We start from the raw sequence: 13,664 nt of genomic DNA, 5'->3' as shown, positions 1-13,664 counted from the left end.
AAACGTCAAAAAACAAGCAGTCATCCGTACATGCAGTGCCGGTGGGCCGGTGATGCACCCGAGGCGGGTTTTGCGACTCGCGTCGGGAGATGTCAGCACCTGGCTTCGCCGGTTCATCACTGACACAAGTGACAGGAGACGCCATGGAGACAAACCATTCCCCGCTTCGGCGGCAACTCATGCTCGGTGCCGCTTCGGCGCTGGCGACCGGCGCGATGGCCGGTCCGTGGGGTAGTGCATTCGCGCAGTCCGGCCCGCTCAAGATTTCCCATCAGTTCCCCGGCGGCACGCTCACGGAAGGCGACTTCCGCGACAGGCTCTGCCGCAAGTTCGCGCAGGAAGTCGAGAAGCGCACCAACGGTGCGCTGAAATTCCAGATCTATCCGGGCAGCTCGCTCATGAAGACCAACGCGCAGTTCTCCGCGCTGCGGCGCGGCGCGCTCGATCTTTCGCTTTACCCGCTGCCCTACGCGGGCGGCGAGGTTCGCGAGCTCAATATCGGTCTGATGCCCGGCCTGGTGACCTCGTACGCGCAGGGCGCCGCCTGGCGCAACGGCGAGATCGGCAAGGTGCTGACCGGTGTGCTGGCCGAGAAGAATGTCGTGATCGTCAGTTGGGTCTGGCAGGCGGGTGGCGTGGCCAGCCGCGCCAGGCCGCTCGTGACGCCTGACGACGCCAAGGGGCTCAAGGTGCGGGGCGGCAGCCGCGAGATGGACATGATGCTCAAGGAGGCGGGGGCGGCCGTGATTTCGTTGCCGTCCAACGAACTCTACGCGGCCATGCAGACGGGCGCGATGGATGCGGCAATGACCTCGTCGACGAGCCTGATGTCGTTCCGTCTGGAAGAGGTCTCGAAGCATCTGACCACGGGACGCAACAAGTCGTACTGGTTCATGCTCGAGCCGCTGCTCATGTCCAAGCAGGTCTTCGACAAGCTGCCCAAGGATCAGCAGCAGGTGATCCTGCAAGTGGGCGCGGAGCTCGAGGCGTTCGGCACGCAAGCCGCGAAGGCCGACGATGCGCAGATCGCCAGCGTCTACACGAAGGCCGGCGCCAAGGTCTATGACCTCGACGAGGCCACGGTAATGAAGTGGCGCGAGATTGCCGAGCGCACCGCGTGGAAGGATTACGCGAGCAAGTCGGACACCTGCGCGAAGCTGCTCGAACTCGCCAAGAAGGTGCCTGCATGAGCGGGGCTGCCGTGAGCGCGGAACCGGCGGTGGCCCGCACGCGCATGCTGCGGCGGCTCGACGCCTGGCTTCAGGGCGTGAGCCGTTTGCTGATGGTCGTGTGCATGGTGGCGCTCGTGGGCGCCGCGCTGGTGCTGAGCTATAGCGTGTTCGCCCGCCACGTGCTCAAGCTCGCCACCGACTGGCAGGACGAAGCCGCGGTCTTCCTGCTGGTGGGGGCCACCTTCGTTTCCGCCGCTCACGTGCAGCACCTGCGAGGGCATATCGGCATCGAGGCGATCACCACGCTGCTCTCGGCGCGCGTGAATCGCGTGCGGCGCTGGGTGGTGGACATCGTCACCCTCGCGTTTTGCGCCTTTTTCGCGTGGAAATCCTGGACGCTGTTCTGGGAAGCCTATGTCGACGGCCAGACCAGCAGTTCGACGTGGGGGCCGCCCCTGTCGATCCCCTACGGCTTGATGGCTTTCGGCATGAGCCTGCTCTCGGTGCAGTTGCTGCTGCAAGTGGCCATCGGCGCTTGCGAGCTGGGCCGGCATGACGGAGTGCGCGCACATGGCGTGGACGCCGCCGCGGCGGCGACGGATCGGACGGGAGGCCACGCATGAGCGAGCTCGGTATCGGATTGCTGTACGGTGGCGCAACGCTGGTCGTCATGTTCTCCGGGATGCCCATTGCGTTCGCACTCGGGGCGGTCGCCGTGGCGTTCATGTTCGGGTTCATGCCCGCGTCGTCGCTCGACACGATCACGCAGAACGTCTACGAGGAGATGGCCAGCATCACGCTGCTGTCGATTCCGCTGTTCATCCTGAAGGGCGCGGCCATCGGCAAGTCGCGTGCCGGACAAGATCTGTATCTCGCGCTGCACGCGTGGATGCGTCGAATTCCCGGGGGGCTGGGCATTGCCAACGTGTTCGCCTGCGGGCTGTTCGCGGCCATGGCGGGCTCGAGCCCGGCGACGTGTTCGGCGATCGGCAGCGCCGGCATTCCGGAGATGCGCCAGCGCGGCTACTCGCCAGGCTTTGCCGCCGGGATCATCGCCGCGGGCGGCACGCTGGGCATTCTGCTGCCTCCGTCGATCACGATGATCCTGTACGCCGTGGCCGCGGAGCAGTCGCTGGGACGCCTGTTCCTGGCGGGGATCGTGCCCGCGCTGCTGCTCGTGGGGTTGTTCTCCTGCTACGCGGCGTGGCGCTACCGGCGCGAGTATGGGGCGGCACAGGCGGCACTCGAGCGCGATGGCACGCCGTCCCCGTTTCCGGTCGAACCGCCGGCAACCATGCGCGAGAAGCTGGCGCTGCTGCCGCGCGTGCTGCCGTTCGTCACGCTGCTCATCGGGGTGATGGCGGCACTGTACGGCGGCTATGCCACGCCTTCGGAGACGGCCGGACTCGGCGGCCTGCTCGCGCTCGCCCTCATCGCGGTGATCTATCGGATGTGGACGCCGCGCCAGATCGCACCGATCCTGACCGGCACGTTGCGCGAGTCGACCATGCTCATGTTCATCATCGGCATGTCGCTGCTCTACTCGTATGTGATGAGCTATCTGCACATCAGTCAGTCCGCGGCGCAATGGATCGTGGGACTGCATCTGTCGCGCTGGGTCCTGCTCACGGCGATTTTGCTGATGGTCGTGGTGCTCGGCTTCTTTCTGCCGCCGGTGAGCATCATCCTCATGACCGCACCGATCATCCTGCCGCCGCTGCGCGACGCCGGCTTCGACCTCGTGTGGTTCGGCGTGGTCATGACGATCGTGATGGAACTGGGGTTGATCCATCCGCCCGTGGGGCTCAACATATTCGTCATCAAGAACACGGCGCCCGATATCGCCTTGCGAGACATCGTCTGGGGGGTGCTGCCGTTCGTGGTGCTGATGGTGCTCGCCGTCGTTCTCATCTGTCTGGTGCCTGGTCTGTCGCTGTGGCTGCCCGATCAGCTGATGGGGTGAAGTGTCTTGCCATGTGAGGAAACGTCATGAAGGATGCGCCGCTGATGTCTGCCATGTCCGCTGTATTCGCCACGTCGGCCTTGTCCGCGCCTGCCTCGTCGGGCGCCTCCGGCGCCATGGCGTCCGAGGCGCCGTCGTCCGGCCCGGGCCGCTCGTCGCCCGAGAGCGTGTCGGAGGTGAGCGCCCCGGTGCCGTCGCCCAAGCCCTCGCTGGGCGAGCGGCTGGGCCAATGGTTCGGACGCGGCGGCAAGTCCGGCGGACAGGGCGGTGCGCCGAAAGACGGCAAGGACGGCAAGATCGTGGCTGCCCGGCTTTCGCCGCGAGCCGAAAATGCACTGCGGCGCCAGCTGTCGCAGTGCCTCTCGGCACGCCTGACCGACTCGGCCGCGAATGAGGCTGCGCGCGACTTCATGACGCGCTACGACGCGGCGTCGCCCGAGGAGCAGTTGGCGTTGCTCGGCGTCGTTGCCGACAGTTGCGCGAGCGACGGGCATGCCGGCGCCGACGCAAGCAAGGAAGGCGGCAAGGAGGGCGAGGGCGCGAGTGCCAAACGTACCGCCGGCGGGCTGGCGGGGGCGCTGGGCAGCGCGCGCGTGCGTTTCCTCAAGCGCTTCAACGCCTTGCCGGACGGCCTTCCCTTTCTCGTGCGCTGGCGCGCGGACATGCTTCGCCACCGGGCGGCATTGCCCGGTCTTGCCTCGCTCGAAGAGGATCTGGGCAGTCTCTTTTCGACCTGGTTCGACGTCGGCCTGCTGGAGCTGCACCCGATCACGTGGGATTCGCCCGCGTCGCTGCTGGAAAAGCTCATGCGCTACGAGGCGGTGCACGAGATTTCGTCGTGGGCCGATTTGCGCAACCGGCTCGATTCGGATCGACGCTGCTACGCGTTTTTCCACCCGCGCATGCCGCGCGAGCCGCTGATTTTCGTGGAGGTGGCCTTTGTGCCCGACATGGCGGCCGACGTGCATTCGCTGCTCGACGAAAAGGCACCGCTCGAAGACCTGCGCCGGATTCGCTGGGCGATCTTCTATTCGATCTCGAACACCCAGCCGGGACTGCGCGGCGTGAGCTTCGGCAATTTCCTGCTCAAGCGTGTGATCGACGAGCTGCAGGTGGACTTCCCCAAGCTGCGCAACTTTGCCACGCTCTCGCCGATTCCCGGATTCAACGACTGGCTCCGGCAATTGAGTGCGCCTGCGCTCGCGGATGTGCTCGGCCCGAAGCGATGCAAGCTGCTCGCGCAGGACGACGCGCTGGCCGGCGACGTCTCGGGCGCGCAACTGATGGCATGGCTGCAATCGACGCCGGAACGAAAGGGCGGGCAGACACTGCAGCGCACGCTCGGGGAATCGCTGGCGGCGCACTACCTCGCGCGCGAGCAGGTGCGCGGGCAGCCGCGCGACCCCGTCGCCCGGTTCCATCTGGGCAATGGCGCGCGCGTGGAACGTATCAATTGGCACGCCGATCTGTCGAAGAAAGGCGCGAAGCAGTCGTGCGGCATGATGGTCAATTATCTCTACGAGCCCGACGAGCTCGACGCCAATCTGCAGCGCCTGATCGACGGCGAGCCCGCGCTCGGACGCGCCGTCGCCCGTTTGCTTTGATCATGACGACTTATCGATGCCGGCATCGGCACAATGGAGCCTCCCGTGAGTGAAGTGCTGCGCGACGACAGTTCGCTGGACAAGGGATGGGTCACGCTCACGCTGTCGAATCCCGGCAAGCTCAACGCGATTTCGGTCGCGATGTGGCGCGCGTTGCGCGCGCACGTGCAGACGCTGGACGAGGACGCGCGCGTGCGGGCCATCGTGATTCGTGGCGCCCAGGGCAACTTCGCCGCGGGTGCCGACATCGAGGAGTTCCCGGCGGAGCGCGGCAGCTACGACGCGCTGCGGCGTTACCACGGCGAGATCATCGGGCCCACGCTCGATGCGCTGGCGCATTGCCGTCATCCGAGCGTGGCGCTGATCGAAGGCGTTTGCGTGGGCGGCGGACTCGAGATCGCCACACACTGCGATCTGCGCATTGCCGGGCAAAGTGCGCGATTCGGTGTGCCGATCAACAAGCTCGGCTTTCCGATGGCACCCGGCGAATTGCGCGGTGTGCTGGCGCTTGCCGGGCGTGCGGCGGCGCTGGAGATTCTGCTCGAAGGGCGTGTATTCGACGCCGCGGAAGCCCGCGAGAAGGGTTTGCTCACGCGTGTGGTGGCCGATGACGCCGTCGAGGAAGCGGCCTATGCCAGCGCCCGGCGCCTTGTCGCCGGGGCGCCGCTCGCCGCGCAATTGAACAAATGGCTCATCGCGCGATTGTCGCCGCCCGTGCCGCCGTTGTCCGAAGCCGAATGGCAGCAGGCGTTTTCGTATTGGGACTCCCACGATCACCGTGAAGGTGTCGCCGCCTTCCTCGAAAAACGCCGGCCCGATTTCCAGGGGCGATAGGCGGGTCCCGGCGCGACTCGATCCCGTGTTTCTTTTTCATTGGCTTTTCCAAGGGGGATCTCCCCCGGCTTTCACCCAGGCTATTCTCCGGTTCTCCTTATGACGCAAGACGCCAACCTCTATCGACTCTTCGCCGAACGTTTCCCCGCCGACAGATCGGCATGCGCGATCGAAACGCCAGAAGGGTTGTATTACAGCTGGGACGACATCGAGCACGCGAGCGCACGCATCGCCAATCTGCTCGCGAGCCTCGATCTCGCGCCGGGCGCGCGCGTTGCCGTGCAGGTCGAGAAGTCGCCCGAGGCCTTGTTGCTGTACCTTGCCACGCTGCGCGCCGGCTTTGTCTACCTGCCGCTCAACACGGCCTATCGGGAAAGCGAGATCACCTACTTCGTCGGCAACGCCGAGCCGGACGTGGTCGTGTGCAGCCCGGCGAATTTCGGCTGGGTCTCGAAGATCGCGTTCACCAACGGCGCAAGGCACGTCTTCACGCTGGGCGACGATCGTACCGGCTCGCTGCTCGAGCGCGCGGCCTGGTTCGGCGACACGTTCGACACCGTGCCGCGCTCGCCCGACGATCTCGCCGCCATCCTCTACACCTCGGGAACCACCGGGCGCAGCAAGGGTGCGATGCTCTCGCACGGCAACCTCGCGAGCAATACGCGCGTGTTGCACCAGTTCTGGGGATGGGGCGAGCGCGAAGGCGGCGACGTTCTGCTGCACGCACTGCCCATCTTCCACGTGCATGGACTGTTCGTTGCGAGCCACGCGGCGCTTTACTCCGGCAGCAAGATGATCTGGCTGACGAAGTTCGACGCCCGCGAAGTGCTGCATCAGCTTCCGCGTGCCACCGTCTTCATGGGCGTGCCGACGTTCTACGTGCGCCTGCTCGCCGAGCCGGGACTCGATCGCGACGTATGTCGCAATATCCGCCTGTTCATTTCCGGTTCCGCGCCGCTGCTGCGCGAGACGTTCGAAGCGTTCCGGGAGCGAACGGGGCACACCATCCTCGAGCGCTACGGCATGTCCGAGACGGTGATGCTCGTGTCGAATCCGTATCACGGGGATCCGGCGAGCGTGCGTCGAGCGGGGACCGTCGGCGTGCCGCTGCCGGAGGTGACCGTGCGTATCGTCGGCGACGACGGCGCGCCAGTCGCGCAAGGCGAGATCGGCCACATCCAGGTCAAGGGGCCGAACGTGTTCGCCGGCTACTGGCGCATGCCTGAGAAGACCGCGGAGGAATTCACGCATGACGGGTTCTTCAAGACCGGCGACGTCGGCAAGGTCGACGAGGACGGCTACGTGCATATCGTCGGCCGCTCGAAAGATCTCATCATCTCCGGCGGCTACAACGTCTATCCGAAAGAGATCGAGGGATTCATCGACGAGATGGCCGGCGTGGCGGAGTCGGCCGTGATCGGGGTGCCGCATCCCGATTTCGGCGAGGCCGTGGTGGCCGTCATCGTGCCACGCGGCGGTGAGCCGACGCCCGACGAACGTACCGTCATCGACGCGCTAAAGCAGCGCATTGCCAACTTCAAGGTGCCCAAGCGCGTGCATTTCGTCAGCGAGTTGCCGCGCAATACAATGGGGAAGGTGCAGAAGAATCTGCTGCGCGAGCAATTCAAGTAAGTGCGTTGCGGCACGGTGCCGCAGTCGGCGCAAACACGTTGCGCTGCCTGCGACGATGTGTCTCGCGACATGGCGGCGTTCGGCATAAAAAAACCGCCCTGGAGCACAGGGCGGTCTCTTGCCGGCAGCGGCCTGCGAGCGGACGTCGCCTCATCGTCGCGCTGCAGACTCAGCGCATCTGCACGGTACCCGACACGGTCACGGTGACTTGCGTCTTGCCGCCTTCGAGTTGCATCGGCGGTGCGGCGTCGGCACTGGCGCTCATCGCCATGGCCTTCATCGCATACGGACGCGGCATGACCGGTGCGTTTGCCCCGACCTGCACCTGACGGATCGTGTAGCTGCTGTAGCCAAAGGCCTTGGTGTTGCTCTGCGCCTGATCGCGGAACGCCTGGATCGCCTGGTTGGTCAACTCGGCCTGCGTCTTCTCCTGCGCTTCGCGCGAGAGCGAGAACGACACGCCGTCCATCTGCATCTGCGTCGAAATCTGGCTGGCCAGGCGCGATGCGGCGCCGAAATCCTTCGACGTCATCTGCAATTCGGTTCGCCCGCGCCATGCGGTGATCTTGCCGTCACGGTTCGTCGTCGGATAGAGGGACACGTTGCCGGTCTGCACCTGCACGCCGCTCTGACTCTTGGCGATCGACATCGCGCTGTTGGCCTTCTGCGTGAGATTGCGCGAGACAGTGGCCGCATCGGGCCCCTGTTCCTGCGCCGACATCGTGATGTGAACGGTGTCCTGTTCAACTTCCTTCGTGGCGTGCGCTTCGAGACCCAGGACACCCGAGACCTGTCGATTCATGTCGTCACCCGATTGAGCGTAGGCCGCATTGGCGGCGGTCGCGATCAGAAGTGCCGCGGCGAGAGATTTGCGCATAGGTTTTGTCCTTTTTCGTATGTAAGTTCGCATCTTGGCGGCGAACGTTTGACCGGTCGTCGACGTCGATAGCGATACGAGGTGCGCAAAACGAACGGCGCCGCGCCCAGGTACGTGCTATGCGTGTGTCGATGACGTTATACAGACGCTATCGCAGCAATATTGGTTCCCTCCTCCAGCGTCAGGCGCTAAGTAAGTGCTTGCTGATAAATTTCCAGTGCGCGGGAGACACCGGCGTGATCGAGAGGCGGTTGCCCCGGGCGAGAACCAGCATGCCGTCGAGTTCGGGTGTCTGTCGCATTTCCGTGAGCGGCACCAGTCGCGTCTTGCGATCGAGCTTGACGTCGACGAGCAACCAGCGCGGCGATTCGGGTGTCGACTTGGGATCGAAGTAGGGGCTTTTCGGGTCGAACTGCGTCGGGTCGGGATAGGGTGTCGAGGCGACCGTTGCCAGGCCGGCAATGCCGGGCACGGCGCAGCTCGAGTGATAGAAGAGCACGCCGTCGCCGACGCGCATGTCGTCCCGCATGAAATTGCGCGCCTGGTAATTGCGCACGCCGGTCCATGGCAAGGTCTGATTCCGGGCGTTGGCGAGGTCGTCGATGCTTGCCTCTTCGGGTTCCGACTTCATCAACCAATAGCGTTGCGTCATGTCTTTTTGATGAGTAAGTGGGCGCAACGGGAACAAACATCGCGCAAACGCGCCCGAAGGCCGTGCATTTGTCATCAATGATTTGCCGCGCTGCGATATTAGGCCAATTCCTATACTATGCCTTTGTGATCTTCGTGTGACGTTTCATGTGGCGAATGGCATGCCGTTCGTCGCGCCTGCGCTCAACCCCCTACGCCGATAGGAGAGTGTGTCATGGCAGCAGAGCCGTCTGTTCGAAATAACGCATTTATCTTCTACTCCCTTGCCACGGTGTCGTTCATCGAGACCAGTGTGCCCGAGTTCGTCTCCACCCTGAACCAGATGTACGGCGACGACGCCGAAGTGACCGCGTGGCTGCGCGACACCTGGTTGCCCGAGGAGGTCGAGCACGGACGCCTCGCCAAGGATTACATCGCGCGCGTGTGGCCCGAGTTTGATTGGGAGAATGCCTACGACGCCTTCATGGCGCGCTACAAGCCGCGGTGCGATGTGCAGTACATGCGGCCGTCGCTGGCGCTCGAGGCATTGTCGCGGTGCGTCACGGAGACGCAGACCGCCATGATCTATCGGTGCCTCGAATCCTACATGCCGGTCGAGGAGCTCAAGCGGATGATGCACAAGCTGAGTACCGAAGAGGTGGGCCATTACCGCTATTTCCGCAAGACTTTCGACCGGTACAACGCCGTGGAGCAACATGGGGTGATCAGCCGGTTGCGCACCATGGTGGCACGCAGCGAACTCGTGCGAGATGAGGACATTGCCTTCGCCTTCGAGCCGCTCAACCGCTTCTGGCGAACTGACCCGCCGTTCGAGCTGATGACGTGGGACACATTCCTCGAAATGTCCGGCGACGTCATGAAGCAGTACATGCCGGTGGAGGCCGCGACGCGCATGATGTTCAAGCCGCTCGAGACCGGGTCCTGGTGGCGGGATCGTCCGGTCAAGGCGCTCATGGCGTTCATGGTGCGGCGTCAGTATCCGCAGCTTGGCAGCGAGGCCTGATGGCCGACGGGGGCGCGAAGGCGCCGGAGATAGCGATGCGGCGGGTGGGAAGGGCCTGACGTCGATCCCGCGGCATGCCGGTTTGCGCTTTGGCCCGGCGGTAGGCGTTCGCGGCAGGGCGAGTCAAGGCCGGCGCGAGGCCATCAGACGAAAAAAAACCCCGCCTTGGCGGGGTTTTTTCGTAGTCGGCGAACCGTATTACTTGTTCGTGCCGACGACTTCGACTTCCACGCGACGATCCGGTGCGAGGCATTCGATGAGGGCCTTGCGGTTCTTCTGGTTGCAACCCGTGGTGACCGGGTTACGCTTGCCCTTGCCTTCCGTGTAGACGCGGTTGGCTTCGACGCCCTTGCTGACCAGGTATGCCTTGACAGCTTGCGCACGACGCATCGACAGACGGTCGTTGTACTTGTCGGTACCGATACGGTCGGTGTGGCCCGTAGCAACCACAACTTCCAGGTTCAGCGCCTGAATCTTGCTGGCCAGGTCGTCCAGCTTCTGCTTGCCGGCCGGCTTCAGGATGGCCTTGTCGAAGTCGAACAGGGCGTCAGCCTGGTACGTGACCTTTTGCGAGACCGGAGCGACCGGGGTCGGTGCCGGTGCCGGGGCCGGAGCCTGGGCGATGATCGAGCCGTCGCACTTGGCGTTGGCCGTGGCCGGGGTCCAGTAGGCATCGCGCCAGCAGAGCTCGTCCGAACCGTTCTTCCAAACCCACTCGCCGCTGCCGTTCACCCAGTTGTCGTTGACAGCTTGCTTCGAGGCCGCGACCGGACCCGAAACCGTTCCGACGTAGTTTTGAGCCATGGCCGAAGCAGCCATCACTGCGGTAGCTGCAACGATCGCGAGCTTAGCGAATTTATTCATATTTCTCCTCTCGAAATGAGATTCCGCAGGTTTACTGCGAGCCTAGACGACAGAACCAAAGTCTTACATCGCTCGAAGTATAACATCGGCAAGCGCGCGAAAGCGTGGCCCATGCACTTCGAATAATGTCTAACTTATGCCACGGCATTTTGCCATAGCGGTTCCGCCGCCCGCGAGTAAAACCCCAAGTTTGCCGCCCGTCGTGGCGCAGTTGTGGTTTGAGCGCAACACCTTTTGAGGCCCCTCGCCAACCGTTTCATTTCTCGTCGATGTTCGTCGTTTTGGTGTGCCGCCGATCTCTTGTGCGTTGCATCACGCCCGATTCGGATGCCCATGACGGGCATGTTAGAATCACGGGATCATATCGCCGGCAGCCGCCTATCGCGATTAGAGTTTGATAGACGAGAATAATGGATCAGTTCGCCAAAGAAACTCTCCCGATTTCGCTCGAAGAAGAAATGCGGCGGTCGTACCTCGATTACGCCATGAGCGTGATCGTCGGCCGCGCCTTGCCGGACGTGCGCGACGGCCTCAAGCCCGTGCATCGCCGCGCGTTGTTCGCCATGCATGAGCTGAACAACGACTGGAACCGGGCGTACAAGAAATCGGCGCGTATCGTCGGTGACGTCATCGGTAAGTACCACCCGCACGGCGACGCCTCTGTATACGACACCATCGTGCGGATGGCGCAGCCGTTCTCGCTGCGCTACATGCTCGTCGACGGCCAGGGCAACTTCGGTTCGGTCGACGGGGACAACGCCGCCGCAATGCGCTACACCGAAGTGCGCATGGCCAAGATCGGCCACGAACTGCTCGCGGACATCGACAAGGAAACGGTCGACTTCGGTCCGAACTACGACGGCAGCGAGAAAGAGCCCCTGATCCTGCCCGCCCGTATCCCGAACCTGCTGCTCAACGGCTCGTCGGGGATCGCGGTGGGCATGGCCACCAACATTCCGCCGCACAACCTCAACGAAGTGGTCGAGGGGTGTCTGCATCTGTTGAAGCATCCGGATGCCACCGTCGACGAACTGATCGAGATCATCCCGGCACCGGATTTCCCGACGGCCGGCATCATCTACGGCATTTCCGGGGTGCGTGAAGGCTACCGCACCGGTCGTGGCCGCGTGGTGATGCGAGCGAAGACTCACTTCGAGGATATCGATCGCGGTCAGCGCGTGGCGATCATCGTGGACGAACTGCCGTATCAGGTGAACAAGCGCTCACTGCTCGAGCGCATTGCGGAGCTGGTCAACGAGAAGCGTCTCGAGGGCATCTCCGACATTCGCGACGAGTCCGACAAGAGCGGCATGCGCGTGGTGATCGAACTCAAGCGCGGCGAAGTGCCCGAGGTGGTGCTGAACAATCTCTACAAGCACACGCAACTGCAGGACACGTTCGGCATGAACATGGTGGCGCTGGTCGACGGCCAGCCCAAGCTGCTGAACCTGCGCGAGATGCTGGTGCACTTCCTCGCGCATCGCCGCGAAGTGATTACTCGCCGCACGGTGTACGAATTGCGTCGCGCGCGTGAGCGCGGCCACGTGCTCGAGGGTCTGGCAGTTGCGCTCGCGAACATCGACGACTTCATCGCGATCATTAAGGCTGCGCCTACGCCGCCGATCGCAAAGTCCGCGCTGATGGAAAAATCGTGGGATTCGTCGGTGGTGCGCGAAATGCTCGCACGTGCCGAAACGGAAACCCAGGGCGGACGTGCCGCCTATCGCCCCGAAGGGCTCGACGCCGACGTCGGCATGCAGGCCGATGGCCTGTACCGTTTGTCGGAGACGCAGGCGCAGGAAATTCTGCAAATGCGTCTGCAGCGCCTGACCGGCCTCGAGCAGGACAAGATCGTCTCCGAGTACAAGGAAGTGATGGCGCAGATCGCCGACCTGCTCGACATCCTGGCGCGTCCCATCCGCGTGACGACGATCATCAGCGAGGAGTTGACCTCGGTGCGCGCCGAGTTCGGCGACGCCCGTCGCTCGACCATCGAACACAATGCGACCGAACTGGATACGGAAGACCTCATCACGCCGCAGGACATGGTGGTGACGCTGTCTCACTCCGGTTACATCAAGTCGATGCCATTATCCGAGTACCGGGCGCAGAAGCGCGGCGGTCGCGGCAAGCAGGCGGCCGCCACGAAGGATGACGATTGGATCGACACGCTGTTCATCGCCAACACGCACGACACGATCCTGTGCTTCTCGAACCGTGGTCGCGTGTACTGGATCAAGGTGTACGAAGTGCCGCAGGGTTCGCGGAACTCGCGTGGCCGTCCGATCGTCAATATGTTCCCGTTGCAGGAAGGCGAGAAGATCAACGTGGTGCTGCCGGTCAAGGAGTACACGGAAGATCGCTTCGTGTTCATGGCAACGAGCTTGGGCACGGTCAAGAAGACGCCGCTGGCAGCCTTCAGCCGTCCGCTCAAGAAGGGCATCATCGCCGTGAATCTCGATGACGGCGACGTGCTGATCGGCGCGGCCATCACCGATGGCGCCCACGACGTGATGCTGTTCTCCGACGCCGGCAAGGCGGTGCGCTTCGACGAGAACGATGTGCGTCCGATGGGTCGCGAGGCGCGCGGCGTTCGCGGCATGCAGCTGGAAGAGGGCCAGAACGTCATCGCGCTGCTGGTTGCCGAGAACGAGCAGCAGTCCGTGCTCACGGCGACTGTGAATGGTTACGGCAAGCGCACGTCGATCACGGAATATACCCGCCACGGCCGTGGCACTAAGGGTATGATTGCGATCCAGACGAGCGAGCGTAACGGCCGGGTGGTCGCGGCAACGCTGGTCGAGCCGGATGACGAGATCATGCTGATCACGACGGGCGGCGTGTTGATCCGTACGCGTGTGTCGGAAATTCGCGAAATGGGTCGGGCGACGCAGGGGGTGACGCTGATCAGCCTTGACGAGGGCACGACGCTGTCGGGCTTGCAGCGGATCGTCGAGTCCGACGCCGAAGTGGCCGAAAATGGCGACGCGCAGGGCGACGACGAGGCGCCCGAGACGGATGTCACGGAGTAATACGGGCGTAACTCGATGTAAGCTACGGGTGC

Annotated in this window: 11 protein-coding genes; 8 read left to right on the top strand and 3 right to left on the bottom strand. The window is 63.8% G+C overall.

Annotated elements, in window-relative coordinates; translation table 11 throughout:
- Positions 1–143 precede the first annotated feature (143 nt).
- The 6 genes from dctP to PMO31116_RS14330 all read left to right on the top strand — a co-directional run bounded on the left by dctP (position 144) and on the right by PMO31116_RS14330 (position 7,205).
- Entirely contained in the window at positions 144–1,190 is a 1,047-nt protein-coding gene (dctP, locus tag PMO31116_RS14355) for a TRAP transporter substrate-binding protein DctP (protein WP_150567314.1), read from the top strand.
- Complete coding sequence (locus PMO31116_RS14350; RefSeq protein WP_246185297.1) at positions 1,187–1,795, top strand: TRAP transporter small permease; 609 nt, start codon at positions 1,187–1,189, stop codon at positions 1,793–1,795. The genes dctP and PMO31116_RS14350 overlap by 4 nt, the downstream gene beginning before the upstream one ends.
- Positions 1,792–3,135: a TRAP transporter large permease gene (locus PMO31116_RS14345; RefSeq protein WP_150567313.1), complete on the top strand. Its 1,344-nt coding sequence runs from the start codon at positions 1,792–1,794 to the stop codon at positions 3,133–3,135. Before PMO31116_RS14350 ends, PMO31116_RS14345 begins: the two co-directional genes overlap by 4 nt.
- A 116-nt stretch (positions 3,136–3,251) precedes the next feature.
- Positions 3,252–4,739 carry a malonyl-CoA decarboxylase domain-containing protein gene (locus PMO31116_RS14340; protein WP_150567460.1) on the top strand — a complete coding sequence of 496 codons (1,488 nt, stop codon included), beginning with the start codon at positions 3,252–3,254 and terminating at the stop codon, positions 4,737–4,739.
- Between the two features lie 33 nt (positions 4,740–4,772).
- Entirely contained in the window at positions 4,773–5,573 is an 801-nt protein-coding gene (locus PMO31116_RS14335) for an enoyl-CoA hydratase/isomerase family protein (RefSeq protein WP_150567312.1), read from the top strand.
- Positions 5,574–5,672: 99 nt separating this feature from the next.
- Positions 5,673–7,205, top strand: a complete 1,533-nt coding sequence (locus PMO31116_RS14330; protein ID WP_150567311.1) for a malonate--CoA ligase — start codon at positions 5,673–5,675, stop codon at positions 7,203–7,205.
- A gap of 169 nt (positions 7,206–7,374) precedes the next feature.
- On the opposite strand, the gene PMO31116_RS14325 is transcribed toward PMO31116_RS14330, so the two are convergent.
- Entirely contained in the window at positions 7,375–8,082 is a 708-nt protein-coding gene (locus PMO31116_RS14325) for an SIMPL domain-containing protein (protein WP_150567310.1), read from the bottom strand.
- 181 nt (positions 8,083–8,263) lie between these two features.
- Positions 8,264–8,734 (bottom strand): EVE domain-containing protein, encoded by a 471-nt coding sequence (locus PMO31116_RS14320; protein ID WP_023597158.1) that lies wholly within the window; start codon positions 8,732–8,734, stop codon positions 8,264–8,266.
- A 213-nt stretch (positions 8,735–8,947) separates the two neighbouring features.
- Here PMO31116_RS14320 and PMO31116_RS14315 point away from each other — a divergent pair, with 213 nt between their 5' ends.
- Positions 8,948–9,736, top strand: a complete 789-nt coding sequence (locus PMO31116_RS14315) for a hypothetical protein (RefSeq protein ID WP_150567309.1) — start codon at positions 8,948–8,950, stop codon at positions 9,734–9,736.
- Between the two features lie 198 nt (positions 9,737–9,934).
- Here PMO31116_RS14315 and ompA read toward each other — a convergent pair whose 3' ends face one another.
- Complete coding sequence (gene ompA / locus PMO31116_RS14310) at positions 9,935–10,600, bottom strand: outer membrane protein OmpA (RefSeq protein WP_023597156.1); 666 nt, start codon at positions 10,598–10,600, stop codon at positions 9,935–9,937.
- Between the two features lie 410 nt (positions 10,601–11,010).
- On the opposite strand from ompA, the gene gyrA reads away from it, so the two are divergent.
- Positions 11,011–13,632: a DNA gyrase subunit A gene (gene gyrA / locus PMO31116_RS14305; protein WP_150567308.1), complete on the top strand. Its 2,622-nt coding sequence runs from the start codon at positions 11,011–11,013 to the stop codon at positions 13,630–13,632.
- Positions 13,633–13,664 lie beyond the last annotated feature (32 nt).

The sequence above is a fragment of the Pandoraea morbifera genome (assembly GCF_902459575.1).
In the GTDB taxonomy this organism is placed as follows: Bacteria; Pseudomonadota; Gammaproteobacteria; order Burkholderiales; family Burkholderiaceae; genus Pandoraea; species Pandoraea morbifera.
The sequence above is the reverse complement of the archived record's forward strand: the minus strand, read 5'-3'. Positions and strand labels throughout refer to the sequence as shown.

Coding starts and splice junctions, on each gene's coding strand:
- dctP (WP_150567314.1), top strand. CDS start 144: ATGGAGACAAACCATTCCCCGCTTCGGCGGCAACTCATGCTCGGTGCC.
- PMO31116_RS14350 (WP_246185297.1), top strand. CDS start 1,187: ATGAGCGGGGCTGCCGTGAGCGCGGAACCGGCGGTGGCCCGCACGCGC.
- PMO31116_RS14345 (WP_150567313.1), top strand. CDS start 1,792: ATGAGCGAGCTCGGTATCGGATTGCTGTACGGTGGCGCAACGCTGGTC.
- PMO31116_RS14340 (WP_150567460.1), top strand. CDS start 3,252: ATGGCGTCCGAGGCGCCGTCGTCCGGCCCGGGCCGCTCGTCGCCCGAG.
- PMO31116_RS14335 (WP_150567312.1), top strand. CDS start 4,773: ATGGAGCCTCCCGTGAGTGAAGTGCTGCGCGACGACAGTTCGCTGGAC.
- PMO31116_RS14330 (WP_150567311.1), top strand. CDS start 5,673: ATGACGCAAGACGCCAACCTCTATCGACTCTTCGCCGAACGTTTCCCC.
- PMO31116_RS14325 (WP_150567310.1), bottom strand. CDS start 8,082: ATGCGCAAATCTCTCGCCGCGGCACTTCTGATCGCGACCGCCGCCAAT.
- PMO31116_RS14320 (WP_023597158.1), bottom strand. CDS start 8,734: ATGACGCAACGCTATTGGTTGATGAAGTCGGAACCCGAAGAGGCAAGC.
- PMO31116_RS14315 (WP_150567309.1), top strand. CDS start 8,948: ATGGCAGCAGAGCCGTCTGTTCGAAATAACGCATTTATCTTCTACTCC.
- ompA (WP_023597156.1), bottom strand. CDS start 10,600: ATGAATAAATTCGCTAAGCTCGCGATCGTTGCAGCTACCGCAGTGATG.
- gyrA (WP_150567308.1), top strand. CDS start 11,011: ATGGATCAGTTCGCCAAAGAAACTCTCCCGATTTCGCTCGAAGAAGAA.